Genomic DNA, 25,083 nt, shown 5'->3' with positions numbered 1-25,083 from the left:
AAAAGAATCATGATAGAGGCTACCAGTTGCGGTGGCGTTGTGATCTTCCGTGGGAAGATCCTGCTGCTGTATAAGAACATTAAGAATAAATATGAAGGCTGGGTATTGCCGAAGGGTACCGTCGAAGCCGGGGAGACCCATGAGGAGACCGCACTCAGGGAAGTGCTGGAGGAAAGCGGTTCCAAGGCATACATTGTAGATTATATCGGCAGAAGCGAGTATTCTTTTACCGTACCGGAAGATGTGGTGGAGAAGGAAGTCCACTGGTATCTGATGGGAACGGACAGCTATTACAGCAAGCCCCAGAGAGAAGAGTATTTTGTGGATTCCGGCTTTTACAAATATCATGAAGCATATCATCTTCTGAAATTTGCCAATGAAAAGCAGATTCTGGAAAAAGCCTATGCGGATTATCAGGAAAGAAAAAGGAATAATCAATGGAAAAATTGATTATTCCTGCTTTTCTGAAATATTTTTAAACATTCTTGACGATTTCCAGATCTGGTCTCTGCAAGAGATCTACAAATTCGTTTTTATCATTTTTTAAAATGGGACGGGAGTATTTGTTGGGATGAATGATCAGTACTTCCCAGATGCTTCCGTCATTCAGTTCCACGCTGGTTCCGATCTGGGCATCTGCAATACGTTTCATGATCGGCATCAATAATTCCACGTCATATTTATCCAGACTCTTTTCGAAATTCCCAAGAATCTGTAACGGTGTCAACGCATTACGGTAGGTTCTGGGAGACGCCATGGCAATATAGGCATCAATAATGGCAATATACCTTGCGAAGACATCAATTCTCTGTCCGGACATATGGTAAGGATAGCCGCTGCCATCGAGTCGTTCGTGATGCATGATCACAGCATTTTTCACATGCTCATTCAGATCCTGATTACGTACGGTGGTATAACCGACTACAGGATGAGTCTTGATAACTTTGAATTCTTCATCCGTCAGTTTGCCGGGCTTCCATAACAGTTCATAGGGCAGCTGCAGCTTGCCGATATCATAATAGAAACCGCAGAGAATCAGGGTATTTTTCTCTTCTTCGCTCATTCCCAGCCAGTCAGCGAAGGTCCCCGCCAGAAGAGCGGCATTCAGTCCCTGGGTATAGGTGAGTTCATCCTCACTGGGCATCAGATTGTACAGATAGTCTAACAGTACCGGGCCGGAAGTAATATAATAATACAATTCGTTGTAAATTGTCAGCAGAATAATATCCGCCGGTTTTCTTCCCATGATCAGCAGTTGTTTCATGGCTAATTTATATTGTCCCAAAAACAACGGATAAGCACGTTCGAATGCTTTGAAATTAGAATCAAAACGAATCTTAGCATAATGTGTAGTGGCGAAATCAACATCTTCCATTATGGTGACACATACCAGATTGTACCGTTTCAATTTCTCAATGATCTGCGGAGTGATGGTGGTTCCTGCAGGGTAGATCACACGATCCTGATCCAGAATGTCCTCCCCCAGGACCATATCCGGCTGTAACTCCATTTTCGTAATAACCTTCAAAGCTGTATCCTCCTCATTCGTACTAATTCAAGTATAAAATATCATGCTAAAAAGTCAAGTAACAAAATTGTAATATAAAGGAAACTATGCTATACTAGGAGAAAAAGATTTAAGGAACTTGTGTATGGCAGGAAAGCTGAAGTTTGCGCAAAATCTCTATCTTGGAGAGGGCATCGCGCCGGAAAAACTGGATAAACTAAAAAAGAGGCTGAATAAAAAGCCTCTTCTGGCCAATGTATATCTGATCACTCCGGCCAGAAATCCCGCGGATCAGCTGGATATTTTTGATGCCAGACAGTTGGTACAGCCTCATTATAAGGACGAAGAATTTCTCGTTCTCGGTATGGCTTCCGGCTACGAGGATGCGCTGCAGCTGATCGAACGGATCACCGGAGAGTGCCTGAAAGCCAGAGGGGACTGTAATCTGCGGGAGTATTTACTATGTTGACGATTCTTTTTAAAATATTGAGTATTCTTGGGATCGTGCTTCTGATCCTGTTGGAAATCGCACTGGTGGTAATTTTCCTGGTTCTGTTCTTTCCGATTTCTTACAAAGCTGCCGGAAAGCGGACGGCAGAGGAATTCTTTATCACCGCGAGAGTAAAATGGCTGTTCGGTCTATTGCGGATGAACTGCGATTATCCTGATCCCGGGAAAATTTGCGTAAAGTTTTTATTCTTTACGCTATATGATTCTTCCGTAGAGAAGCCGGAGAAAACAGACCGGACATCGACGGAAACGACAGGGAACGAGAAAACACCCGCTTCTGCGGAGCAGACAACAGAAGAACATACCCCGGAATCTGTCGGGACGCCTAAGCTGGTCGAAGCAGAAGATCCCACGGCATTCTCGGCAACGGCCGCAGATGTTGAGTCTGCTGCGGAAAGGGAGGATTCCAGAATCCCGGAAACGGGAACGCCGGAGCCAGCGGGAGAAGCTCCCGGGAAGACTACGGATCGTCTGTACGCATTTTTTACAAGAATCCGGTACACAGTCCGAAAGATTTGTGATAAAATCAAAAATATTCTGGAAAACATTGCATTTTACAAGAACCTGTGGAATGACCCGGATACCCAGGGAATTTTGAAACATGCCGGGAAACGTTTCGGACATATCTGGAAGCGGCTGCGCCCGAGAAAGCTTACGGTCAATGCCACGGTCGGCACCGGTTCTCCGGATACTACGGGATATCTGTATGGTATCTACGGAATGGTGCTTCCGAAGCTGGGAAAGGGGATCTGCATTACCCCGGATTTTGAACAGGCGATTCTGGAAGGGGATTTCAAGGCTTCCGGACATTTTACCGCGGCCTGTGTATTATTCCATTCCGTCCGACTGCTTTTAGATCGGCGATTACGGGAATTGTTGCATAAAATCAGACAATATCAGAAGACACAGAAAAAATAACAGTGTAAAACAGGAGGTTTGTTATGGCAGACAAAGAGAATCAGTTTCAGGGCGTTGTAGAATCCCTGTTGAAGGGTATGGATACCGTGTTATCCACTAAAACCGTAGTCGGTGAGGCTACAAAGATCGGCGATACGATCATCCTGCCACTTGTGGATGTCACCTTTGGTGTCGGTGCCGGAGCCGGCAATAATTCTGAGAAAAAATCCGCATCCGGAGCCGGAGGCTTAGGCGGTAAGATGACCCCCAGTGCGGTTCTGGTCATCAAAAACGGTTCCACCAAGCTGGTAAATATCAAGAATCAGGATACAGTCACCAAGATTCTGGATATGATTCCCGATATCGTAGATAAATTTACCCAGCCGAAGGAAAAAGAAGAAATGTCCGATGCGGAAGTGGTAGATATCGCATTTCCTGAAGAGGAAGAGAAAACTACAGAAGACAAGTAATATTTAAAATACTCTGCATATAATAAAGTGAGAACAGTCTGGATCCGTTTGATAGATGAAGAAGATCATTGGTCTGATACTCTTTTTTGTGGCTGTCGGCATGCTGCTCATGCTTGTGATCCATAACCGTTTTATCGGCTTGATCATGGTAGCACTTTTATTATTTGCAGGGTATTATCTTTTCTGTGGTTGCGAGTAAGAGGGTGCAGTATGATTGATTGGGAAGAGGTCATTAAGGCAGAGAGTACCGAAGAACTGAAAGAAATAAAACTGTGGCTTTTCCAGGAAAATATGCGTCTGAAACAGGAACGCTCAGAGCTGGAGCAGGAGCGTACGGAACTGGAACAGGCCCGGAACAAATTTCTGGATGAGCGGGTGAAACTGCGGGACGAGCTGGATGAATTAAACCGCCGTACAATCATGGAACGGAAACGGCTGAAGGAAGAGAATCTGTTTTTTGAGAAGAAAATGGCCATTTTACAGGAGGGGTTCCGACAGCTGGAAGAAGACCGGAAGAAGTTCGAACAGGAACGGCAGATACTCATAGAGGAAGCCAGAGAACAGCAGGCCACAGGGCAGGATCCCGGAGAAGGCAGTTTTACAGCGGTACAGCTTTTATTCCGGGGAGTCAATAATCCGCTGGCTTTACGGAAGAGATACCGGGATCTGATCAAGATCTTTCATCCGGACAACCTGTTCGGTGACGGTGAACTGGCCGGACAGATCAACAAGGAATATCTGAAACGGAAACAGGAAGAGCGGTTCTGGTAACTGCATGGAAAATTACAAGCAAAAAATTAAGCCAGAAATGATGAATTTCATTTCTGGCTTTTTAAAATCCAATATTATCGCAGAAGATTAAGCTCTTTCAACTTTACCAGATTTTAAGCAGCTGGTGCAGACATGCATTCTTCTAGCTCCGCCGTTAACCTTGCACTTAACGCTCTTAACATTAGAGTTCCAAATTGCGTTGCTTCTTCTATGAGAATGGCTTACGTTGTTACCAAAATGAACGCCCTTACCGCAAATATCACATTTAGCCATCTTGACACCTCCTCGATCTAACGCGCATCTTACGCTTACTTTTAAACAAATTTTTTCAATAAAATACATGTGAAATGCTCACAACATTGATATATTAACAGAAAACCAAAATAAAAGCAAGCAAAAAATATTTATTTTTTTTATTTTCTTGTTTCTTTTTCAAAGGAAAGCTGTTAAAATACATTTATATATGTCTGAACTGTAGATTTTCAGGCAGACATATCGGAAGAAACAAGTGATCCGAATATGAAGGAGGTTCTATATGAAAGGTTCTTCTATGAATACCCATATGGGAAATATTGTCATTGATAATGAAGTCATTGCACAGTATGCCGGCAGCGTGGCGGTAGAGTGCTTTGGTATCGTAGGTATGGCCGGAGTCAGCATGAAGGATGGTCTGGTAAAGCTGCTTAAGATGGACAGCATCACCAGAGGCATCAATGTGTCCCTGGACAACAATAAACTGGTTCTGGACTTCCACGTGATCGTAGCTTACGGCGTCAGCATTCTGGCTGTCACCGACAATCTGATCAGCAACGTAAAATACAAAGTGGAAGAGTTTACCGGTATTGAGATCAAAAAGATCAACATCTTTGTTGAAGGTGTAAGAGTGATTGATTAAGGAGGAAGTAATTGTGGCTTTACAACAAATCGACGCTAAGATGCTTTCCAAGATGTTCTTAGCCGGCGCCAAGAATTTAGAGAATAAAAAGGAATGGATCAACGAACTGAACGTATTCCCCGTTCCTGACGGAGATACCGGAACCAATATGACCATGACGATCATGTCTGCTGCAAGAGAAGTGTCCGCACTGGGCGAGGATGCAGATATGGCTGCCCTGTGCAAGGCTATTTCCAGCGGTTCCCTGCGTGGTGCCAGAGGTAACTCCGGTGTTATCCTGTCCCAGCTGTTCCGTGGCTTTACCAAGAGCATCAAGGAAGAGCAGGTTCTGGATATTCCTGTTCTGACCCGTGCATTTGATAAAGCGGTGGAGACCGCATACAAGGCTGTTATGAAGCCGAAGGAAGGTACGATCCTTACGGTAGCAAGAGGTGCTTCCGATAAGGCAAAGGAGCTGTGTGAAGATGGTGCAGAGGATCTGGAGCAGTTTTTAGGATCTGTGATCGAACATGCCCGTTACGTACTGAGCCAGACGCCTGAGATGCTGCCCGTATTAAAGCAGGCAGGCGTAGTGGATTCCGGCGGACAGGGTCTGGTAGAAGTTTTAAGTGGTGCGTATGACGCATTCTTAGGTAAGGAGATCGATCTGACCGTAGCTCCCGCAGCTACTGCGAAGGCAGAGGATACCAAGAGTTCTCTGGAAGTACAGGCAGAGGCAGAGATCAAGTTCGGTTATTGCACCGAATTCATCATTCTGTTAAATAAGCCTTTCAACGTAAAAGCAGAGATGGATTTCAAGGCATTTTTAGAGTCCATTGGTGATTCTATCGTATGTGTTGCGGATGACGATGTGGTCAAGGTACATGTACATACCAATGATCCCGGTCTGGCTATCCAGAAGGCATTGAAGTATGGTGCATTATCCAACATGAAGATCGACAATATGCGCTTAGAGCATCAGGAGAAGCTGTTCAAGCTCTCCGAAAAAGAAGCAGCGCAGAAGAAAGCGGAAGAAGAGAAGGCTGCACAGCCTCCCAAGGAAGTAGGATTTCTGGCAGTCTCTGTAGGTGACGGCCTGAGTGAACTGTTCAAGAGCCTCGGTGTGGATTATATCATCGAGGGCGGACAGACCATGAACCCCAGTACGGCTGATATTTTAGATGCAGTGGACAAGGTAAATGCAAAGACCATTTTTGTCCTTCCGAATAATAAAAACATCATTCTGGCAGCCAATCAGGCAGCGGAACTGATGACTGACAAGGAGCTTTTAGTCATTCCCACCAAGACCATTCCTCAGGGTATCACTGCTGTGATCAACTTTGTTCCTGAGCTGTCTGTGGAAGAGAATGAAGAGACCATGCTTCGTGAGATCAAGAATGTCAAGACCGGCCAGGTTACCTATGCGGTACGTGATACCGTGATCGATGACAAGGAGATCAAGAAGGATGACTTCATGGGTATCGGTGATCAGGGTATTGTAGCCGTTGGCACCGATATGGTAAAGGTGACCCGTGATATGATCGCCGAGCTGGTAGATGAGGATTCCGAACTGATCAGCGTATACTATGGCTGTGATGTAGCAGAAGATGCTGCCGAAGCACTGCGTGCAGATCTGGAAGAGGCTTATCCTGCATGCGATATTGAACTGCAGTATGGCGGACAACCTATTTATTACTATACTGTTTCTGTAGAGTAAATGGAAAGTTAGTTAAATACATTGGCAAAATCCACGAACTCCCGGAGCATGCGATACACATGTCTCGATGTAAGGTCTCCGGATGTGAATTTTCTACGAAAAGTGATGAGTAGTTCTCGTCATGACGGGGCCGCCTACAGTCGACATCCATGTCGACAATCGGCTGACGCGGACATCGTGTCCGCTTTCCCCCTGCCTTTCAGCACTTTTCTAGAAAATATCAACATCCTCCGACAAACATCTTCGACATGGCACCGCATACGCCGGGAGTTCTACGTTTTGGAAAGCTTTCAAAAACCCGTAGCCCCGGCTGGGTATAAGAATAAGCAGTGCCGTAAGCAGACGTCGGTACCATAGCGTCCCAGGGGACGCATTGCGGTCGTACTGTGACCGCTTATGTACCGCTACGCTCTGCGACAGGAGCGCATCGTACTAAAGTACGAGCGTGCCGCGTTTCTTATACCCTGCCAAGGGCTACGGGGATATTTCGCTAAATTTCAATTTAAATAGAAAAGAGGGACTGGGATGAGTGATGCAATACCTGTGAACAGAATAAAAGGTGTGGGAGAGAAGACGGCGGCTCTGTTTGGTAGGATCAATGTTTTTACCGTGGAGGATCTGATCGGACATTATCCCAGGGATTACGAGACTTACGATGCTCCGGTATCCATCCGGGAGGTGTCTGCCGGCAGTGTGCAGGCCATCTATGGGCAGATTACGGCCATTCCCAATGTGAAGAAGGTCCGGAATCTGTCGATCCTGAACGCTGTGCTGACGGATGACAACGGAGATTCCATTCAGCTAACTTTTTTCAATATGCCATTTTTAAAAAAGGTGTTAAAACCCGGCGGATTCTATCTGTTCCGTGGTCTGGTACAGCAGAGGGGCACTCATAAGATCATGGAGCAGCCCAGAATGTTTACCTGGGAGGAATATCAGAAAAAATCAGGTCGGCTTCTGCCCAGATATGCCCTGACCAAAGGACTGACCAACCAGATGGTGCAGAAGTCCGTAGCCCAGGCACTGGAATATTATCCCCCGGAAAAAGAATATCTGCCGCAGTCCGTATTGCAAAAAATACCCATGCTTTCCCACAGGGAAGCTGTCAATTCACTGCACTTCCCGGAAAACCGGGAGGAACTGCTGGCAGCAAGGAACCGTATCGTATTCGAAGAATTCTTTTCTTTTTTACTGGTTCTTCGGAAAAATAAAGATCTGGCGGCGAAGACGGAGAATCATTTTCCCATGTATGAGACCGCGGATACCGTAAGATTTCTGGAGCAACTGCCGTTCCCGCTGACAAAAGCCCAAAAAAAAGTCTGGGGTGAGCTCAGGGAGGATATGGGAAGTCCTTATGCCATGAACCGTCTGATTCAGGGAGATGTCGGCTCCGGTAAGACAATCCTGGCAGTGCTGGCACTTCTCATGTGTGCGGCTAATGGTTATCAGGGAGCAATGATGGCCCCTACTGAAATACTGGCAGTCCAACATTTTGAGACCATTTCAGGCTATATAGAAAAATATGGAATTGCTTTCCGTCCGGTGCTTCTGACAGGCTCTATGACGGCGAAGGAGAAACGGGAGGCTTATGCAAAAATTGCTTCCGGAGAGGCTAACCTGATCATCGGAACCCATGCGCTGATCCAGGAAAAAGTGGAATATTCTTCCCTTGCGCTGGTAGTAACGGATGAACAGCACCGCTTTGGTGTAAGGCAGAGGGAGACATTAGCCGCCAAAGGGAGTGAGCCTCATGTGTTAGTTATGAGTGCTACGCCGATTCCCAGGACATTGGCCATTATTCTATATGGGGATCTGAAGGTCTCTGTCATTGATGAACTTCCTGCGAATCGTCTGCCGATCAAAAACTGTGTTGTAGGGACTTCCTATCGACCTAAGGCTTATGAATTTATCGCAAAAGAGGTGGCTGCCGGCAGACAGGCTTATGTCATCTGTCCTATGGTGGAAGAAGGGGAATCGGAAGACCTGGAGAATGTAGTGGATTATACAGAGAAGCTCCGGGCAGTTCTGCCTCCTTCCGTACAGGTGGCTTATCTTCATGGGAAAATGCGTCCGGCAGATAAGAACCGTATTATGGAAGAGTTCGCTGCTAAGGAGATCGATGTCTTAGTCTCCACCACGGTAATTGAAGTAGGCATCAATGTTCCCAATGCCACAGTGATGATGGTGGAGAATGCGGAGCGTTTCGGTCTGGCACAGCTGCATCAGCTGCGTGGGCGTGTGGGACGTGGGGAATTCCAAAGCTATTGCATTTTTATCAGCACTTCCGAAGCCAAAGAGACCATGGAACGATTACAGATCCTGAACCATTCCAACGACGGTTTCCATATTGCTTCCGAGGATCTGAAACTGCGAGGTCCGGGAGATATCTTCGGCATCCGGCAGAGCGGTGAATTTGCATTTGTACTGGGTGATATATATACAGATGCAAATATTTTAAAAGAGGCTTCAGATGCCGTGGAACAGTTGCTTGTATCCGATCCGGAGCTGACAGATGACGACAGCCGAGCATTGGTGAACTATTTCAAAGAACATACCGCAGTAAATGTTGTTGACTTTCGGACCATCTGACAGTAAAATTATTTTTATGTTCAAAGTTTTATACTTAGGATCAGATAATTTATGTTAATTTATGCAAAGGGAAGGTTTAGATACCAGAATGTCAAAAATCGCAATTGTAACCGACAGTAACAGCGGAATTACACAGGCAGAAGGAGCCCGTCGCGGAATCCATGTTCTGCCCATGCCTTTTATGATCGATGAAGTCACATACTATGAAGATATTGACCTGACACAGGAGCAGTTCTATGAAAAGCTGAAATCCGGTGCCAATATTGCCACCAGCCAGCCGTCTCCTGACAGTGTCACCAGCCTGTGGGACAAGCTTTTACAGGAATATGACGAGATCGTACACATTCCTATGAGCAGCGGTCTGTCCGGTTCCTGTCAGAGTGCCATGGCCTTTGCGGCAGATTATGATGGCAGAGTTCAGGTCGTGAACAACCAGCGGATCTCCGTAACCCAGCGTCAGTCTGCGTTGGATGCCCTGCAGCTTGCAGCAGCCGGTAAAGACGCGGCCCAGATCAAAGAATTCCTGGAAAATGATAAATTCAACAGCAGTATCTATATTATGCTGGACACCTTGTATTATCTGAAAAAAGGCGGACGGATCACTCCGGCGGCCGCAGCCATCGGTACAATGCTTCGCCTGAAGCCGGTGCTGACCATTCAGGGTGAAAAGCTGGATGCCTTTGCAAAGGCCAGAACCACCTCGCAGGGCAAAACCATGATGATCAATGCTATTAAGAAGGACATCAACGAGCGTTTCGGCGGCATGACGGAGGACAAGCACATCTGGCTGCAGATTGCTTATACCCACGACAGAGCCGCAGCAGAGCAGTTTCGCACCGAGGTAGAGGCGGAATTCCCCGGCTACGATATTCATATCGATCCACTGTCCTTAAGTGTTGCCTGCCACATCGGCCCCGGTTCCCTTGCACTGGCATGCTGTAAAAAAATCAATGTGTAATTTTCAATGATTCTGTTACTCCCGGAAAGTAGTATTCCGGGAGTTTTCATTATCTTATCTGTTTCCCCCATCCCTTGTATTTTTTACTTTTCCAAACACAAAATCTATGGTATACTTAAGACAATAATGTGTTGATAAGGAGTTCCATTTCATGGCAAAAGACAATAATTATGATGCGTCAAGTATTACCGTTCTGGAAGGTCTGGAAGCGGTAAGAAAAAGACCCGGAATGTATATCGGCAGCGTCTCCACCAAGGGACTGAATCATCTGATCTACGAGATCGTTGATAACTCTGTGGACGAGCATCTGGCCGGATATTGTGATACGATAAAGGTGACACTGGAAGCCGACGGCTCCGCAACCGTGGAAGATAACGGACGTGGTATTCCCGTGGGAATGCACGAAAAAGGAATCAGTGCGGAGCGCCTGGTATTCACGACTCTTCATGCCGGCGGTAAATTCGATAATTCCGCCTACAAGACCAGCGGTGGTCTGCACGGCGTAGGTTCCTCTGTGGTAAATGCTCTTTCCACAAAGTTGACTGTAAGAGTCAAGAGTGGTGGCTTCATCTATGAGGACCGTTATGAAAGAGGTATCCCCGTGATGGATCTGGTGGACGGTCTGCTTCCCGTAGTGGGCAAGACCAGAGAGACCGGTACGACCATCAATTTCCTGCCGGATGATACCATCTTCGACAAGACCCGTTTCAAGGAAGATGATGTTAAGAGCCGTCTTCATGAGACCGCTTACCTGAACCCGAAGCTTACGATCATTTTTGAAGATAAAAGAAAAGAAGAGCCGGAGAAGGTCGCCTATCATGAGCCGGAAGGTATCATTGGCTTTATAAAGGATATGAACCATTCCAAGGAGACCGTACATGATGTCATTTTCTTTTCCGGCGAGAGCGAGGGAATCTCTGTGGAAGTGGCCTTCCAGTATGTGAATGAATTTCATGAGAATGTACTGGGCTTCTGTAATAACATTTACAACTCTGAAGGCGGTACCCACCTTACCGGCTTTAAGACCCAGTTCACCAATGTGATCAATACCTATGCCAGAGAGCTGAACATTTTAAAGGAAAAGGATGCAAACTTTACCGGTGCCGATGTCCGGAACGGAATGACGGCAGTGGTATCCATCAAGCACCCGGATCCCCGTTTCGAAGGCCAGACCAAGACGAAACTGGACAACCAGGATGCCGCCAAGGCCGTGGCCAAGGTGACCGGCGAAGAGATCGTCCGGTTCTTCGACCGCAATCTGGAGACTTTGAAGAGCATTATCGGCTGTGCGGAAAAGGCAGCCAAGATCCGTAAGACAGAGGAAAAAGCCAAGACCAATATGCTGACCAGGCAGAAGTTCTCCTTTGATTCCAACGGAAAACTTGCAAACTGCGAGTCCAGAGATCCCTCCAAGTGTGAGATCTTCATCGTAGAGGGTGACTCTGCGGGCGGCAGTGCCAAGACTGCCAGAAACCGTATGTATCAGGCCATCCTTCCGATCCGCGGTAAAATCCTGAACGTAGAGAAAGCCAGCATTGACAAAGTACTGGCCAACGCCGAAATCAAGACCATGATCAACGCTTTCGGCTGCGGATTTTCCGAGGGCTACGGCAACGATTTCGATATTAGTAAGCTGCGCTATGACAAGATCATTATCATGGCGGATGCCGATGTGGATGGCGCACATATTTCCACGTTGCTGCTGACCTTATTCTATCGTTTCATGCCGGATCTGATCTTCGAAGGCCACGTATACATAGCAATGCCTCCCTTATATAAGGCCATGCCCTCCAAGGGAGAAGAAAAATATCTGTATGATGATAAGGCACTGGAAAAATACCGCAAGACCCACAAGGGTCCCTTTACCTTACAGCGATACAAAGGTCTGGGTGAGATGGATGCCGAACAGCTGTGGGAGACCACACTGGATCCGGAACGCAGATTGTTGAAATTAGTAGAGATCGAGGATGCCCGCATGGCTTCCGAGATGACCGAGCTTCTCATGGGAACAGATGTACCGCCCAGAAAAGCCTTTATTTATGATCACGCTACAGATGCGGAATTAGACATCTAGTATCGTAAGATCCTGAAATGTAATGTCAGAAAGGCGAGGACCAAAAATGGACGACAGCAGAATCATAAAAACAGAATACTCCGAGGAGATGCAGAAATCGTTCATCGACTATGCCATGAGCGTTATTATCGCCAGAGCTTTGCCGGATGTCAGAGACGGTCTGAAACCGGTACAGCGCAGAACTCTCTACGATATGCACACACTGGGGATCCGTTACGACCGCCCCTACCGTAAAAGTGCCCGTATCGTAGGTGATACCATGGGTAAATATCACCCCCACGGCGACAGTTCCATCTATGAGGCACTGGTAGTCATGAGCCAGGATTTCAAAAAGGGCATGCCCCTGATCGACGGCCATGGTAACTTCGGCAACATTGAAGGAGATGGTGCCGCAGCCATGCGTTATACCGAGGCAAGACTTCAGAAGGTGACGCAGGAAGCTTTTTTGGCAGATCTGGACAAGGATGTGGTAGACTTTGTTCCGAACTTCGATGAGACGGAAAAAGAGCCGTCCGTACTGCCGGTAAAGATTCCGAACCTGTTGGTTAATGGTTCCGAAGGTATCGCCGTAGGCATGGCCACCAGCATTCCCCCTCATAATCTCGGGGAAGTCATTGACGCCGTAAAGGCTTATATGCTCAATAATGAGATCACAACAAAAGAACTGATGCGTTACCTGAAGGGGCCGGATTTTCCCACCGGCGGCATCGTTATCAATAAGGATGAACTGGAAGACATCTATGAGACCGGAACCGGCAAGATCAAGCTGCGGGGCAAAGTGGAATTCCAGAAGGGAAAAGCTGGAAAGACCAATGTAGTGATCACCGAGATCCCCTATACCATGATCGGTGCCAATATTGCGAAGTTTTTATCCGACGTGGCCGCTCTTTCCGAGACGAAGAAGACACAGGATATTGTGGATATTTCCAACCAATCTTCCAAGGAAGGCATCCGTATCGTCATCGAACTTCGTAAGGATGCCGATCCCGAGAACTTTGTAAATATGCTCTATAAAAAGACTCGTCTGGAGGATACCTTCGGTGTCAATATGCTGGCTATCGCAAACGGCAGACCAGAGACTATGGGCTTAAAGCAGATCATCAAGGCCAATGTAGACTTCCAGTTTGAAGTGGCTACCAGAAAATATACCAATCTATTGGCCAAGGAGCAGGAGCGCAAGGAGATTCAGGAAGGTCTGATCAAGGCCTGCAATGTGATCGATCTGGTCATTGAAATTTTACGCGGATCCAAGGATCGTGCCATGGCAAAAGCCTGTCTCGTAGAGGGTAAGGTCGATGGCATCAAGTTCAAGTCCAAGGAATCCAGGATCATGGCAGCCCAGCTGATGTTCACCGAGAAACAGGCCAATGCCATCTTAGAGATGCGTCTGTATAAGTTGATCGGTCTGGAACTGGAAGCACTGATCAACGAACACGAAGAGACCATGGCAAACATCTATCGCTATGAGGATATTCTGGACCGCAGAGATTCCATGGCCCAGGTCATCATGAATGAACTGGACGGATTCAAGAAGGAATACAGCCATCCCCGCAAAACTGTCATCGAGAACGGACAGGAAGCGGTCTACAAGGAAAAAGAACTGGAAGAGATGGATGTCGTCTTCCTGATGGATCGTTTTGGCTATGCCAAAACCGTGGATGTCTCTACTTACGAGCGGAATAAAGAAGCCGCAGATGCAGAAAATAAATACATCTTTACCTGTAAAAATACCGGAAGGCTCTGCCTGTTTACCACCACCGGACAGATGCACACTATCAAGGTGCTGGACCTGCCTTACGGCAAGTTCCGTGACAAAGGCACGCCCATTGACAACGTGAGTAACTTCAGCCAGAAGACCGAAGAGATCGTCTATATCACCAGTCAGAAGGAACTGAATCTGTGTCAGGTGATTTTTGCCACTGCACAGTCCATGTTGAAGGTGGTAGATGGCGGAGAGTTCGATGTGACCAAGCGCACCGTTGCAGCCACGAAGCTGGCGGAGGGCGACAGCATTGTCAGCGTTACGGCTCTTACGGATCAGCGGAATATCGTATTACAGACAAAGGCCGGTTTTTTTCTACGCTTTGCCGTAGATGAGATTCCCGAGAAGAAAAAAGGAGCCATCGGCGTCCGCGGCATGAAACTGGGCGACGGTGATCAGGTGGAAAATGTATATTATACGAAGAATGCCGTAGAGACCACCATTGAATATAAGGGCAAGGAACTTGTCCTGAACAATCTGAAGCTTGGAAAGCGCGACAGCAAGGGCACCAAGGTCAGAGTATAACAAAGTCAGCTTAGAAAACGGAGAAAAATATATGAGAGTCATAGCAGGAACTGCAAGAAGTCTGCCGTTAAAGACACCAGAGGGAATGGATACCAGACCCACTACCGACCGGATCAAGGAAACCCTTTTTAATATGTTGCAGACCTATATTCCCGATTGTGTATTTGTAGATATTTTCAGTGGCAGTGGCGGCATCGGCATCGAAGCATTAAGCCGCGGTGCCAGAAAAGCCTATTTTATTGAAAATGCGCCGAAAGCCCTGGCATGTATCGAGGACAATCTGGCATTTACGAAAATGAAAGACCGTGCTATAGTATTAAAACAGGATGCCTGCGCAGGACTGACGGGCATCTATGAAAAGCACGTAGATGTGATCTTCATGGATCCACCCTACGATCAGGAGCAGGAGCGCAGAGTCTTAGAGCAGCTGCGCTATGCCAAATATGTCTCCGAAGAGACTCTGATCCTGGTAGAAGCCTCTCTGCATACCGATTTCTCCTATGCGGAAGACTTAGGGTTTGAAGTGATCCGTGAGAAAAAATACAAAACCAACAAGCATGTGTTCCTTCGTAAGAAGTAACACTGAAAGGCATGATTTTTATGAAAAGAGCTGTTTACACCGGAAGCTTTGATCCCGTCACCAACGGACATATGGATATCATAAGGCGGGCATCCGAAATATTTGATGTTCTGATCGTCAGCATTTTGAACAATAAAGAAAAGACACCGTTGTTTTCTGTAGAGGAACGTGTTAAGATACTAGAAGAAGCCACAAAAGATCTGCCTAATGTGCAGATTGACAGTTTCAGTGGGCTTTTAGTGGATTATGCCAGGGAAAAAGATCTGCATGTTATCGTAAGGGGCTTACGCGCCATTACGGATTTTGAATATGAACTGCAGATGGCACAGACCAACCGGATGTTGTCCCATGGCAAAATTGATACGGTATTTTTGACCACCAGTCTGGAATATGCCTACCTCAGTTCTTCCGCCATCAAGCAGATTGCAAGTTTTGATGGAGATATCACCCCTTGTGTTCCGGATTTTGTGGCGAAACTGATCTACGACAAATATCGCGAGAAAATGCTTTCAGAGCATAGTGATGTGTAAATAAGGAGAGTTTCATGAGCAGCAGAATCGAACAGTTAATTGATGAAATAGAAGAATACATCGAGGGTTGCAAGCCGAAGTTCATGTCCAGTACCGAAATCATCGTGAATAAGGATGAGATTGATGAGTTACTGCGGGAACTGCGTATGAAGACCCCGGATGAGATCAAGCGCTACCAGAAGATCATCAGCAACAAGGAAGCCATCCTAAACGATGCCAAAGCCAAGGCAGAAGCATTGATCAACGAGGCTACCGTGCATACCAACGAGCTGATCAACGAGCATGAGATCATGCAGCAGGCTTACGCCCAGGCCAACGAGGTCGTTACCATGGCCAGTAAGCAGGCCCAGGAGATTCTGGACAATGCCACTATTGAGGCCAACAATGTCAAATCCGCTGCCATGCAGTACATGGATGATATGCTGGCACATCTGGAGAATATTATTTCTTCCTCAACACAGCAGGCCAGCGCCAATTACGATGCTCTGATCGGCAATCTGAACCAGTATCGTGACATCATCCAGTCCAACCGCAGTGAGCTGCACCCCGTAGATGAGGATCTTGATGACGTAGATACTGCTGCGGATGCCGAAGACAATCTGGACGTTATGTAAAGCATGTCCAAACAACGAGTACGAAAAACCAGTTTTCTGCTGAAAGCTGGTTTTTTAAAAATAAAGGAATACGATAAATGAAAGTATGGAAAAAGCAAAAAGGGCTGTTAGTCAGGACAATGATCTGTGCGGTCAGTCTTGCGGCAGCCTGTTTTTATGGAAATTCCCTGCCTGCACAGGCGGCTCCCAGAGCGCAGGAGACCGGAGAAAGGGTTGTCATTGTCATTGATCCCGGACACGGCGGTGATAACGAGGGAACGCTGGAAGGCCCTGCACAGGAGAAAAAAATGACCATGGTGACCGCGCTGGCCATGTACGAGGAACTGACAAAATACGATAATGTGGATGTCTATCTGACTCATACGGATGATGTGACCATGTCTCTGGCAGACCGGGCACAATTTGCTGCAGACCGGAATGCGGATTTCCTGTTCAGTATTCATTACAACGCTTCCATGGATCATGATCTGTTCGGATCCGAAGTCTGGATCTCTTCCGTACAGCCTTACAACGCTTACGGTTATCAGTTCGGCTGGGAACAGATGCAGCAGATGCAGGACATGGGACTGTTTCTACGGGGAGTCAAGACGAAACTTAAAGATAACGGTGATGACTATTACGGAATTATAAGAGAAAGTACCTCCAGATCCATTCCCTCCGCCATCATCGAGCATTGTCATGTGGATGAGAGCAGAGACACTCCTTACTGCCAGACAGAAGAGGACTGGAAGAAATTCGGCAGGGAGGATGCTTTGTCTGTTGCAAAATATTTCGGATTATCCAGTGCAAGTCTTGGTGTGGACTACAGTGGAGAGGCAGACGCTCTTCCGGAAGTCTCGCTGCAATCCATTCTGCCTGCCACTGTGCGGGACAAGACCGAACCGGATATCTGCCAGCTGACTTTGCAGAATGCAGACTATGAGACCGGAGAAGTCTCTCTGGAAGTGACGGCAGCCGACTATGACTGCCCCATGATGTATTACGATTACAGTACCGATGGAGGCAGGACTTATTCCGAACTGCTTCCCTGGCCGGGACTGGATATTATGGCCGGGACCTATCCCGATACCTTCACATTTTCCGTGACCTTCACAAAGGGGGAACAGCCGGTGATCACCGTCCGCGGTTACAATCAGGCGGATCTGTTCACAGAGAGTGATCCTGTCACCTTTGCACAGCCTTTTATTGATCAGGAAAAAGCTGCCGAAGAGGCATTACAGGAAAGTCTTGCGGCACAGGAGGCAGCAGAAGCTTCCCGGGCTGCAGAGGAACAGATCACAGAAGCTGGCAGTTCCGTGATCACCATGGCCGATGCCGCCGGAAATACTCCGGTGCCTTCCGAAAAAAGTCCGGAAGTGAATTTCGGTGTTTTTCTGGTGATCTGTGGGATTCTGGTAGTGCTGTTGTTACTGGTCTTTTTGTTATACCAGATCCAACAGGGCAGACACAGAAAACGAAGACGGAAAAATCAAAGCAGAAAAGTATCCGGAGATAACAGAAACCATCCCAGATAATAAGCTGCAGTAAGCACTGTCAGTACCATTTTATGAAGGATGTAGGACTTGAGAGAAAGCCCTGTATTCCGGATACAGCTTCCGGTCTGGGCAATACAGCTTAAGCCACCAAAGGGCAAAAGCAATAGTGCATACAAAGGACATTTGTCTCCAAGAATTTTCAGACCCCCACTGATCTCCCAAAGCGGTGCATAGCGGAAGCTGTCGGAAACCAGAAGCCTTGGCAGAAGGTTCAGCAGATTGAAAAAGATCATGTAGCCTCCCAGCTGTAAGATGCTTCTTCCTGCTGCTGTAATGGCATCATCCAGGGCATCCGGCAGAGATATGGCAGGAAGGGGAGCCGGACCGGCCGGTTCCAAAAACTTCGCAGCATTATCTCTTCCAAAAGATTGGTCTGTTTTCTCCGAAATCCGATTTTTGTACACGCTATAACGAAGGGAAATGCCATATAGCAAAGGAACGCCGTACATACCAAATACATAAGGGAACAGCAGCTTCCTATGCAGTAGTGGCAGTACAAATCCCAGGAAATAGACTGGTCCCAGATTGTTGCAGAAGGCCAATAGATATTGTCCTTCCTCCGAAGAAAGTTCCTGTCGGTTCCGTAAATCCGCAATCGTCCGGGCACCCATGGGAAATCCGCACAAAAAGCCCACCAGGATCACATAGATTCCCGGTCCTGGCAGGCGAAAGATTCTTCCAAACAAAGGCTTTACCGGACGGATCAGGCTGTCCGTCATGCCCATACGGATCAAAGTGCCGGACAGGATCATAAACGGCAGAAGCACAGGCACCATTTTTTCGTACCAAAGATTTAATCCCAGGGCAGCATAGGCAAGGCTCAGGGAAGAATGAGTCAGAATACAGCCGGTCATTAGAACAAAGAAACAGATTCCGAATATTTTTTTCATGGCTGTCTGCCTTGAAAGGTTTGTATACTATATGCCGATGAAGAAAAATTAAGTCTAAGAAAGAGATCAAAGCCCATGCGGTTGGATAAATTTTTATGCGATAACAATATTGGCACTCGAAGTCAGGTGAAAGAGTACATTAAAAAAGGTCAGGTGACAGTAAACGACCAGATAATCAAAAAGCCGGAGACAAAAGTCAATGAAGAGACCGATACGGTGGTCTGTCAGGGACAGCCGATCCATTATAGGAAATATGTCTATTATATGTTAAATAAGCCGGAGGGGGTTGTCTCTGCCACCAACGATAATACAGCCCCAACCGTGGTAAGTCTCCTTACTGTCCCGGAACAAAAGGATCTGTTCCCGGTAGGGCGTCTGGACAAGGATACCACGGGATTGCTGCTCCTGACCAATGACGGTGCTCTGGCCCATGATCTGTTGTCACCGAAAAAACATGTGGATAAGACCTATCTGGTAAAGCCGGAAAAGCCGCTTTCCGCAGAAGATATCCACCGGTTGGAAAACGGGCTTGACATCGGTGATGAGAAACCGACAGCCCCGTCCAAAGCCAGACTCACAGAAAACGGTGATCTGTTATTGACCATTCATGAAGGCCGGTTTCATCAGGTAAAACGGATGTTGCAGGCGGTTGATAATCAGGTACTTACACTGGAGCGGGTAAGCTTCGGCCCCCTGTCCCTGGATCTTTCCCTGCAAAGAGGGGAATACCGGGCATTGACGGAAGAAGAGATCGAAGTCTTGTCTGGCTCTGGAAAGAAATCATAAATAAAGGAGTTATTTTTCATGCAATTCAAAAGAATGTTTACCACTGATGCCTATAGAGGAACCCGCGGGTATCTCCGCACACAGAAAATTTATGAGATTTTAAGAACCGTGCTTTATTTTGCCATCTCTCTGTCTTTGTTTATCGCCGGATGGGTCAGCACCGGAAGCCGTGAGAATCTCCTGACCATCGTGGCGGTACTGGGATGTCTTCCGGCCTGCAAGAGTCTGGTAGAAATGTTCATGTTCCTGCGCTACCGGGGCTGTGACGAGCAGGTAGCTGCAAAAATCGCAGCACATACAGAAGGCCTTACCACTCTCTACGATATGGTATTTACTTCCTATGAGAAGAATTATGTTATCTATCATCTGACAGTCTGCGGTAATACGGTCTGTGGCTACACCACGGATCCGAAATTTGCGGAACAGGCTTTTTACAAGCACATTCAGGACATTCTGAAAAAAGACAATTACAGAGAAGTCTCTGTGAAAATATTTAACGATCTGGACAAGTATCTGACAAGATGTGATCAGTTAAAGGAGCTTTCCTCACAGCCGGAACTGTCTGCCGGGATCTGCCAGACCTTAAAGAGCGTATCTCTATAACTTACTTCTCAAAAGGAGGGTGTCCTATGCAGTTGCTTACCATTGGCAAAAATCAGGCGGGACAACGTCTGGACAAATTTTTAAAAAAAGCGTTACCTAATGCAGGCACCGGATTTTTATATAAGATGCTTCGCAAGAAAAACATTACGTTGAACGGGAAAAAGGCTGAAGGTAAAGAAATCCTTGCCCCGGGAGACGAGGTAAAATGCTTTTTCTCTGAGGAAACTTATGCCTCTCTGTCCGGTGCCGGGGCAGCGGAAGATACTTCCGATTACCGTAAGGCTTACCGTTCCTTAAAGGATATCAGCGTTCTTTATGAGGATGAAAATATCCTGTTGCTGAATAAACCTGCCGGAGTTCTGACCCAGAAAGCCAAACCGGAAGATCTTTCCCTGAACGAATGGCTGATTGGCCACCTGCTGGCTGCCGATGCCATAAAAGAAACCGATCTTGCCACTTTCCATCCATCGGTCTGCAACCGCCTCGACCGCAATACCAGCGGTATCGTATTGTGCGGAAAGACGCTGGCCGGTTCCCAGGCACTCAGCCGGATCATCAAGGATCGTTCCGTAAAGAAATATTATCAGACCGTCTGTAAGGGCAAGATTTTACAGGAAAGCACCCTGGAAGGCTATCTGTACAAGGACGAACGCACCAATACGGTACAGGTATTTCCAGATATGGCGGAGGCTCCGGAAGATGCTTCCTTTATAAAAACAATCTACACTCCCAGTGCGGTGGCTGGGGAATATACCCTGCTGACCGTAGAACTGGTCACCGGCAAAACCCACCAGATCCGCGCCCATCTGGCCAGCACCGGACATCCGTTACTTGGTGACACCAAGTACGGAGACAGCAAATTAAATCGCAGGATGCAATCGGAATACTCTCTGCACCACCAGCTTCTGCATGCCGGAAGAGTGTGTTTCCCGGAAGAAGCGGAAGGACCTCTTGCAAAGGTGAGCGGTCAGACTTTTGACGCACCGCTTCCCCATAAATTTGCAGAGATCTTACAGGCTCTGAATCTGACACCGGATTCCGCCTGCTAGAAAGGAAAACTAAGAACAATGGCAACATGGAATACCAGAGGGCTTCGTGGATCTACTCTGGAGGATATGGTCAACCGCACCAATGAAAAATATGCCGAGGCCGGTCTGGCCCTGATTCAGAAGATACCCACCCCCATTACCCCGGTCAAAATGGATAAGGAGAACCGCCAGATCACCCTGGCCTTTTTCGAACAGAAGAGTACCGTAGACTATATCGGTGTCGTACAGGGCATTCCGGTCTGCTTTGATGCCAAGGAATGTGCGGTGGACACCTTTTCACTGCAAAATATCCATCCCCATCAGGTGGAGTTCATGCATCAGTTCGAGAAACAGGGGGGTATCGCCTTTTTCCTGATATTTTACAGCCATAAGGATCTGTTATATTACCTTCCCTATGAAATGCTCCGCTTTTTCTGGGACAGGGCACAGGAGGGCGGCCGGAAAAGCTTCCGTTTCGAGGAACTGAACCCGGAATATATTATCCCGAAGCATCAGGGAATCCTGGTTCCCTATCTGGATATTCTGAAAAAGGATCTGGAAGACCGGGAGGAATAATAAATAATAATTTCTTGACAGCGGAGAGGTCTCCTAGTATACTACAAATAGTTTCACATGCTACTATGATAATATGGTAGCACGTTAATATATTAAAGTATATGAATTGAGGAACACTTATGAACAACAGACTTTTACATACGCCGGAGGGCGTCCGGGACATTTACGGCAAAGAATATGCAAAGAAGCTGGCTATAGAACAGAAACTGCAGCAGGCGATCCATTGTTTCGGTTACGAAGATATCCAGACCCCTTCCATTGAGTTTTTCGATGTTTTCTCCAAGGAGATCGGAACCACTCCCAGTAAGGAGCTGTATAAGTTCTTTGATAAAGAGGGTAATACGCTGGTGCTGCGGCCAGACTTTACGCCGTCCATCGCCCGCTGTGCAGCGAAGTATTTTATGGAGGAAAAGGTGCCGCTTCGTTTCAGTTACAACGGCAATACGTTTACAAACACTTCCAATCTGCAGGGTAAATTAAAAGAGGTGACCCAGATGGGTGCAGAACTCATCGGAGATCCTTCCGTAGAGGCGGATGCCGAAGTAATCAGTATGGTGATCGAAGCTCTGAAAAGCGCAGGACTGACCAGATTCCAGGTGACTATCGGTGAGGTGGATTATTTCCGCGGCCTCTGTGAGGAAGCCGGTCTGGATGAGGATACGGAAAAGGAACTTCGTTCCTGTATCTCCGGCAAGAACTTTTTCGCTGCCCAGGAATTACTGGAGCAGAAGCAGATCCCCGAGCCTTATCACAGCATTCTGTTAAAGCTGGCGGATATGTTCGAAAATATAGAGTCTCTGGAGGCTGCCAAAGCACTGGTTAAAAATGAAAGATCCTTACAGGCGATTGCAAGACTGGAAAAGTTAAAAGAACGCTTAGAGCAGTACGGTGTGGCGGAATACATTTCCTTTGATCTCGGAATGCTCAGCAAATATCAGTATTATACCGGCGTTGTCTTCAAGGCTTACACCTACGGTATCGGTGATGCCGTGGTAAAGGGTGGCCGTTACGACAATCTGCTTCGGAAATTCGGCAAGAATGCCGCAGCTATCGGTTTCGTCATCGTCATTGACGACCTGTTGGAAGCATTATCCCGCCAGAAAGTGAATATCGATATTCCCGCTTCCGGCAAAACCGTGTATTACCGGGCAGGAGACGAGGCAGATTATCTTGCGAAGCTTTCCGAAGTCATAACCCTGAGGAAAGAAGGGATTCCCACCGTGCTTTCCCCCGAGATCACAGAGAACGAGGAGGCAGATCAGTAATGAGTGAAGAAAGATATCTTACGTTTGCTCTGGGAAAGGGCAGACTTGCCAAAAAGACACTGGAGCTTTTCGAACAGATCGGCATTACCTGTGAAGAAATGAAGGATAAAGATACCAGAAAGCTGATCTTCGTCAATGAAGAATACAAATTACGCTTTTTCCTGGCAAAGGGTCCCGACGTTCCCACCTATGTAGAGTATGGTGCTGCTGATATCGGCGTGGTCGGCAAGGACACCATTCTGGAAGAAAACCGGAATGTCTACGAAGTGCTGGACCTTGGCTTCGGCAAATGCCGGATGTGTGTCTGCGGTCCTGCTTCCGCCAGAGAGTTGTTGAAACACCATGAGCGGATCCGGGTAGCCAGCAAATACCCCAATATCGCCCGAGAGTATTTCTATAATAAAAAGCATCAGACCGTAGATATCATCAAATTAAACGGTTCTGTAGAATTAGGGCCGCTGGTAGAGCTGTCTGACGTCATCGTGGATATCGTTGAGACCGGTTCCACCTTAAGGGAAAACGGGCTGGAGGTTCTGGAAGAGGTATGTCCTCTGTCCGCCCGTATGATCGTCAATCCGGTGAGTATGCAGATGGAAGCCGACCGTATCCGCAAGCTGGTGGGTGCGATCCGGGAGCAGTTAAAAATACAGGCCTGACCGAGACGATAAGCATCGTCATAAAAAGTATTTAAAGGAGAGTACCGTCATGAGAATCGTAGCATTGGATAAAGAATCAAAGCAGAGTATTTTGAACGACCTTTTAAAGAGAAGTCCGAACAATTATTCCCAGTATGAGAGCACTGTAAACCAGATCATCGAAAAAGTCCGTGCCGAGGGTGACAAGGCATTGTTCGATTATACCTTACAGTTTGATAAGTTCGCTTTAAGCGCAGAGAATATCCGTGTCACAAAGGAAGAGATCGCCGAAGCCTATGCACAGATGGATGAGAATCTGATCGATGTGATCAGACAGTCTGCGGAAAACATCCGCGCTTTTCACCAGAAGCAGCTTCGTAACAGCTGGTTCGATGCCAAGCCCGACGGTACGATCTTAGGCATGAAGATCACCGCCATCGAAAGAGCCGGTGTCTATGTCCCCGGCGGTAAAGCCGCTTACCCTTCCAGCGTACTGATGAATGTGATCCCCGCCAAGGTAGCCGGTGTGGATGAGATCATTATGACCACCCCTCCCGGAAAAGACGGTAAGGTCAATCCCGGAACTCTGGTCGCCGCTGATATTGCAGGCGTGGATACCATCTATAAGGTCGGCGGTGCCCAGGCTATCGCAGCCATGGCTTTCGGAACCCAGTCGGTACCTAAGGTCGACAAGATCACCGGTCCCGGTAACATTTTCGTAGCTCTTGCCAAAAAAGCTGTTTATGGCTATGTCAGCATTGATTCCATTGCGGGTCCCAGCGAGATCCTGGTACTGGCAGATGAGACCGCTACCCCCAGATACGTTGCAGCAGATCTGCTGTCTCAGGCAGAGCATGACGAACTGGCAAGTGCCATTCTGATTACCACTTCGAAGGAACTGGCGGAAAAAGTCTCCGAGGAAGTGGACGGCTTCGTAAAAGTACTGGAGCGTGCTCCCATTATCCAGAAGTCTCTGGACAATTACGGCTACATTCTGTTAGCCGACAACATGGAAGATGCTATTGATGCCGCCAACGCCATTGCTTCCGAGCATCTGGAGATCATTACAAAGAATCCTTTTGATACCATGACCCGTATCCGCAATGCCGGTGCGATTTTCCTGGGAGAGTATGCTTCCGAACCCTTGGGTGATTATTTTGCAGGTCCGAACCACATTCTGCCCACCAACGGTACCGCACGGTTCTTCTCCCCGGTAAACGTGGACGACTTCATCAAGAAGACCAGTATTATCTCTTATTCCAGGCAGGCACTGGAAAAGGTGCACAACCAGATCGAGACCTTCGCCAAGAGTGAAGGCTTGACCGCACATGCAAACAGTATTAAAGTTAGATTTGAAGATTAATCATTTCCTCTGGGAAGGGAGTCA

General features: G+C 47.3%; 26 protein-coding genes. 23 read left to right on the top strand and 3 right to left on the bottom strand.

Going from position 1 to position 25,083, the window contains the following annotated elements; all coding sequences use genetic code 11:
* Positions 1-9 precede the first annotated feature (9 nt).
* The gene (locus OCV96_RS14575) at positions 10-450 is read left to right on the top strand and encodes an NUDIX hydrolase (protein ID WP_022312907.1); all 441 of its coding nucleotides are present in this window, start codon (positions 10-12) and stop codon (positions 448-450) included.
* A gap of 25 nt (positions 451-475) precedes the next feature.
* Here the strand turns inward: OCV96_RS14575 and OCV96_RS14570 are convergent, their stop codons facing one another.
* On the bottom strand, positions 476-1,528 hold the full coding sequence (locus OCV96_RS14570) for an HD-GYP domain-containing protein (protein WP_118503793.1): 1,053 nt from the start codon (positions 1,526-1,528) through the stop codon (positions 476-478).
* Between the two features lie 124 nt (positions 1,529-1,652).
* Between OCV96_RS14570 and OCV96_RS14565 the strand changes: the two genes are divergently transcribed.
* Genes OCV96_RS14565 through OCV96_RS14545 form a run of 5 tightly spaced genes read left to right on the top strand, consistent with a single transcriptional unit; the run spans position 1,653 to position 4,155 of the window.
* Positions 1,653-1,976, top strand: coding sequence for a hypothetical protein (locus tag OCV96_RS14565; RefSeq protein ID WP_117466318.1), 324 nt, complete (start codon positions 1,653-1,655; stop codon positions 1,974-1,976).
* On the top strand, positions 1,970-2,935 hold the full coding sequence (locus OCV96_RS14560) for a DUF2953 domain-containing protein (protein ID WP_262594780.1): 966 nt from the start codon (positions 1,970-1,972) through the stop codon (positions 2,933-2,935). Before OCV96_RS14565 ends, OCV96_RS14560 begins: the two co-directional genes overlap by 7 nt.
* Before the next feature lie 23 nt (positions 2,936-2,958).
* Positions 2,959-3,384: a GerW family sporulation protein gene (locus OCV96_RS14555; protein WP_022312911.1), complete on the top strand. Its 426-nt coding sequence runs from the start codon at positions 2,959-2,961 to the stop codon at positions 3,382-3,384.
* A 55-nt stretch (positions 3,385-3,439) separates the two neighbouring features.
* Positions 3,440-3,583: a hypothetical protein gene (locus OCV96_RS14550; protein ID WP_022312912.1), complete on the top strand. Its 144-nt coding sequence runs from the start codon at positions 3,440-3,442 to the stop codon at positions 3,581-3,583.
* Positions 3,584-3,594: 11 nt separating this feature from the next.
* Positions 3,595-4,155, top strand: coding sequence for a hypothetical protein (locus tag OCV96_RS14545; RefSeq protein ID WP_117466314.1), 561 nt, complete (start codon positions 3,595-3,597; stop codon positions 4,153-4,155).
* 87 nt (positions 4,156-4,242) lie between these two features.
* On the opposite strand, the gene rpmB is transcribed toward OCV96_RS14545, so the two are convergent.
* Entirely contained in the window at positions 4,243-4,428 is a 186-nt protein-coding gene (gene rpmB / locus OCV96_RS14540; RefSeq protein ID WP_022155072.1) for a 50S ribosomal protein L28, read from the bottom strand.
* A gap of 262 nt (positions 4,429-4,690) precedes the next feature.
* Between rpmB and OCV96_RS14535 the strand changes: the two genes are divergently transcribed.
* The 10 genes from OCV96_RS14535 to OCV96_RS14490 all read left to right on the top strand — a co-directional run bounded on the left by OCV96_RS14535 (position 4,691) and on the right by OCV96_RS14490 (position 17,892).
* Positions 4,691-5,050, top strand: coding sequence for an Asp23/Gls24 family envelope stress response protein (locus OCV96_RS14535; RefSeq protein ID WP_022312913.1), 360 nt, complete (start codon positions 4,691-4,693; stop codon positions 5,048-5,050).
* 13 nt (positions 5,051-5,063) lie between these two features.
* Positions 5,064-6,746 carry a DAK2 domain-containing protein gene (locus OCV96_RS14530; RefSeq protein ID WP_022312914.1) on the top strand — a complete coding sequence of 561 codons (1,683 nt, stop codon included), beginning with the start codon at positions 5,064-5,066 and terminating at the stop codon, positions 6,744-6,746.
* Between the two features lie 525 nt (positions 6,747-7,271).
* Positions 7,272-9,335 (top strand): ATP-dependent DNA helicase RecG, encoded by a 2,064-nt coding sequence (gene recG / locus OCV96_RS14525; RefSeq protein ID WP_262594779.1) that lies wholly within the window; start codon positions 7,272-7,274, stop codon positions 9,333-9,335.
* Positions 9,336-9,423: 88 nt separating this feature from the next.
* A complete protein-coding gene (locus OCV96_RS14520; protein WP_227064432.1) occupies positions 9,424-10,293 on the top strand; it encodes a DegV family protein in 870 nt (289 codons plus the stop codon).
* Positions 10,294-10,444: 151 nt separating this feature from the next.
* On the top strand, positions 10,445-12,367 hold the full coding sequence (locus tag OCV96_RS14515; RefSeq protein WP_227064433.1) for a DNA gyrase/topoisomerase IV subunit B: 1,923 nt from the start codon (positions 10,445-10,447) through the stop codon (positions 12,365-12,367).
* A gap of 46 nt (positions 12,368-12,413) precedes the next feature.
* Positions 12,414-14,654, top strand: a complete 2,241-nt coding sequence (locus OCV96_RS14510; protein WP_227064434.1) for a DNA gyrase/topoisomerase IV subunit A — start codon at positions 12,414-12,416, stop codon at positions 14,652-14,654.
* 31 nt (positions 14,655-14,685) lie between these two features.
* Positions 14,686-15,234, top strand: a complete 549-nt coding sequence (rsmD, locus tag OCV96_RS14505) for a 16S rRNA (guanine(966)-N(2))-methyltransferase RsmD (protein ID WP_118505217.1) — start codon at positions 14,686-14,688, stop codon at positions 15,232-15,234.
* Between the two features lie 20 nt (positions 15,235-15,254).
* A complete protein-coding gene (gene coaD, locus OCV96_RS14500; RefSeq protein ID WP_227064435.1) occupies positions 15,255-15,764 on the top strand; it encodes a pantetheine-phosphate adenylyltransferase in 510 nt (169 codons plus the stop codon).
* Between the two features lie 14 nt (positions 15,765-15,778).
* Positions 15,779-16,378, top strand: a complete 600-nt coding sequence (locus OCV96_RS14495) for a hypothetical protein (protein ID WP_022313509.1) — start codon at positions 15,779-15,781, stop codon at positions 16,376-16,378.
* Between the two features lie 77 nt (positions 16,379-16,455).
* A complete protein-coding gene (locus OCV96_RS14490; protein ID WP_227064436.1) occupies positions 16,456-17,892 on the top strand; it encodes an N-acetylmuramoyl-L-alanine amidase family protein in 1,437 nt (478 codons plus the stop codon).
* Here OCV96_RS14490 and OCV96_RS14485 read toward each other — a convergent pair.
* A complete protein-coding gene (locus OCV96_RS14485) occupies positions 17,847-18,803 on the bottom strand; it encodes a nucleoside recognition domain-containing protein (protein ID WP_227064437.1) in 957 nt (318 codons plus the stop codon). The two genes, OCV96_RS14490 and OCV96_RS14485, sit on opposite strands and share 46 nt — an antisense overlap.
* A 75-nt stretch (positions 18,804-18,878) precedes the next feature.
* Between OCV96_RS14485 and OCV96_RS14480 the strand changes: the two genes are divergently transcribed.
* The 7 genes from OCV96_RS14480 to hisD all read left to right on the top strand — a co-directional run bounded on the left by OCV96_RS14480 (position 18,879) and on the right by hisD (position 25,059).
* The gene (locus tag OCV96_RS14480; protein WP_118669112.1) at positions 18,879-19,589 is read left to right on the top strand and encodes a pseudouridine synthase; all 711 of its coding nucleotides are present in this window, start codon (positions 18,879-18,881) and stop codon (positions 19,587-19,589) included.
* Between the two features lie 18 nt (positions 19,590-19,607).
* A complete protein-coding gene (locus tag OCV96_RS14475; RefSeq protein WP_117465691.1) occupies positions 19,608-20,192 on the top strand; it encodes a hypothetical protein in 585 nt (194 codons plus the stop codon).
* A gap of 26 nt (positions 20,193-20,218) precedes the next feature.
* On the top strand, positions 20,219-21,241 hold the full coding sequence (locus OCV96_RS14470; protein WP_227064438.1) for an RluA family pseudouridine synthase: 1,023 nt from the start codon (positions 20,219-20,221) through the stop codon (positions 21,239-21,241).
* Positions 21,242-21,259: 18 nt separating this feature from the next.
* On the top strand, positions 21,260-21,796 hold the full coding sequence (locus tag OCV96_RS14465) for a Holliday junction resolvase RecU (RefSeq protein ID WP_227064439.1): 537 nt from the start codon (positions 21,260-21,262) through the stop codon (positions 21,794-21,796).
* A 119-nt stretch (positions 21,797-21,915) separates the two neighbouring features.
* Positions 21,916-23,061: an ATP phosphoribosyltransferase regulatory subunit gene (gene hisZ, locus OCV96_RS14460; RefSeq protein WP_117465689.1), complete on the top strand. Its 1,146-nt coding sequence runs from the start codon at positions 21,916-21,918 to the stop codon at positions 23,059-23,061.
* Complete coding sequence (gene hisG / locus OCV96_RS14455) at positions 23,061-23,717, top strand: ATP phosphoribosyltransferase (protein ID WP_118505207.1); 657 nt, start codon at positions 23,061-23,063, stop codon at positions 23,715-23,717. The genes hisZ and hisG overlap by 1 nt, the downstream gene beginning before the upstream one ends.
* A gap of 49 nt (positions 23,718-23,766) precedes the next feature.
* On the top strand, positions 23,767-25,059 hold the full coding sequence (gene hisD / locus OCV96_RS14450) for a histidinol dehydrogenase (protein WP_118505205.1): 1,293 nt from the start codon (positions 23,767-23,769) through the stop codon (positions 25,057-25,059).
* The last annotated feature ends 24 nt before the right edge of the window (positions 25,060-25,083 follow it).

This window comes from Waltera acetigignens (assembly GCF_025567015.1).
Lineage (GTDB): Bacteria > Bacillota > Clostridia > Lachnospirales > Lachnospiraceae > Acetatifactor > Acetatifactor acetigignens.
The sequence above is the reverse complement of the archived record's forward strand: the minus strand, read 5'-3'. Positions and strand labels throughout refer to the sequence as shown.

Excerpts from the sequence above, each read along its gene's own strand:
- OCV96_RS14575 (WP_022312907.1), top strand. The coding sequence starts at position 10 with ATGATAGAGGCTACCAGTTGCGGTGGCGTTGTGATCTTCCGTGGGAAG.
- OCV96_RS14565 (WP_117466318.1), top strand. The coding sequence starts at position 1,653 with ATGGCAGGAAAGCTGAAGTTTGCGCAAAATCTCTATCTTGGAGAGGGC.
- OCV96_RS14560 (WP_262594780.1), top strand. The coding sequence starts at position 1,970 with ATGTTGACGATTCTTTTTAAAATATTGAGTATTCTTGGGATCGTGCTT.
- OCV96_RS14555 (WP_022312911.1), top strand. The coding sequence starts at position 2,959 with ATGGCAGACAAAGAGAATCAGTTTCAGGGCGTTGTAGAATCCCTGTTG.
- OCV96_RS14550 (WP_022312912.1), top strand. The coding sequence starts at position 3,440 with ATGAAGAAGATCATTGGTCTGATACTCTTTTTTGTGGCTGTCGGCATG.
- OCV96_RS14545 (WP_117466314.1), top strand. The coding sequence starts at position 3,595 with ATGATTGATTGGGAAGAGGTCATTAAGGCAGAGAGTACCGAAGAACTG.
- rpmB (WP_022155072.1), bottom strand. The coding sequence starts at position 4,428 with ATGGCTAAATGTGATATTTGCGGTAAGGGCGTTCATTTTGGTAACAAC.
- OCV96_RS14535 (WP_022312913.1), top strand. The coding sequence starts at position 4,691 with ATGAAAGGTTCTTCTATGAATACCCATATGGGAAATATTGTCATTGAT.
- recG (WP_262594779.1), top strand. The coding sequence starts at position 7,272 with ATGAGTGATGCAATACCTGTGAACAGAATAAAAGGTGTGGGAGAGAAG.
- OCV96_RS14520 (WP_227064432.1), top strand. The coding sequence starts at position 9,424 with ATGTCAAAAATCGCAATTGTAACCGACAGTAACAGCGGAATTACACAG.
- OCV96_RS14515 (WP_227064433.1), top strand. The coding sequence starts at position 10,445 with ATGGCAAAAGACAATAATTATGATGCGTCAAGTATTACCGTTCTGGAA.
- OCV96_RS14510 (WP_227064434.1), top strand. The coding sequence starts at position 12,414 with ATGGACGACAGCAGAATCATAAAAACAGAATACTCCGAGGAGATGCAG.
- rsmD (WP_118505217.1), top strand. The coding sequence starts at position 14,686 with ATGAGAGTCATAGCAGGAACTGCAAGAAGTCTGCCGTTAAAGACACCA.
- coaD (WP_227064435.1), top strand. The coding sequence starts at position 15,255 with ATGAAAAGAGCTGTTTACACCGGAAGCTTTGATCCCGTCACCAACGGA.
- OCV96_RS14495 (WP_022313509.1), top strand. The coding sequence starts at position 15,779 with ATGAGCAGCAGAATCGAACAGTTAATTGATGAAATAGAAGAATACATC.
- OCV96_RS14490 (WP_227064436.1), top strand. The coding sequence starts at position 16,456 with ATGAAAGTATGGAAAAAGCAAAAAGGGCTGTTAGTCAGGACAATGATC.
- OCV96_RS14485 (WP_227064437.1), bottom strand. The coding sequence starts at position 18,803 with ATGAAAAAAATATTCGGAATCTGTTTCTTTGTTCTAATGACCGGCTGT.
- OCV96_RS14480 (WP_118669112.1), top strand. The coding sequence starts at position 18,879 with ATGCGGTTGGATAAATTTTTATGCGATAACAATATTGGCACTCGAAGT.
- OCV96_RS14475 (WP_117465691.1), top strand. The coding sequence starts at position 19,608 with ATGCAATTCAAAAGAATGTTTACCACTGATGCCTATAGAGGAACCCGC.
- OCV96_RS14470 (WP_227064438.1), top strand. The coding sequence starts at position 20,219 with ATGCAGTTGCTTACCATTGGCAAAAATCAGGCGGGACAACGTCTGGAC.
- OCV96_RS14465 (WP_227064439.1), top strand. The coding sequence starts at position 21,260 with ATGGCAACATGGAATACCAGAGGGCTTCGTGGATCTACTCTGGAGGAT.
- hisZ (WP_117465689.1), top strand. The coding sequence starts at position 21,916 with ATGAACAACAGACTTTTACATACGCCGGAGGGCGTCCGGGACATTTAC.
- hisG (WP_118505207.1), top strand. The coding sequence starts at position 23,061 with ATGAGTGAAGAAAGATATCTTACGTTTGCTCTGGGAAAGGGCAGACTT.
- hisD (WP_118505205.1), top strand. The coding sequence starts at position 23,767 with ATGAGAATCGTAGCATTGGATAAAGAATCAAAGCAGAGTATTTTGAAC.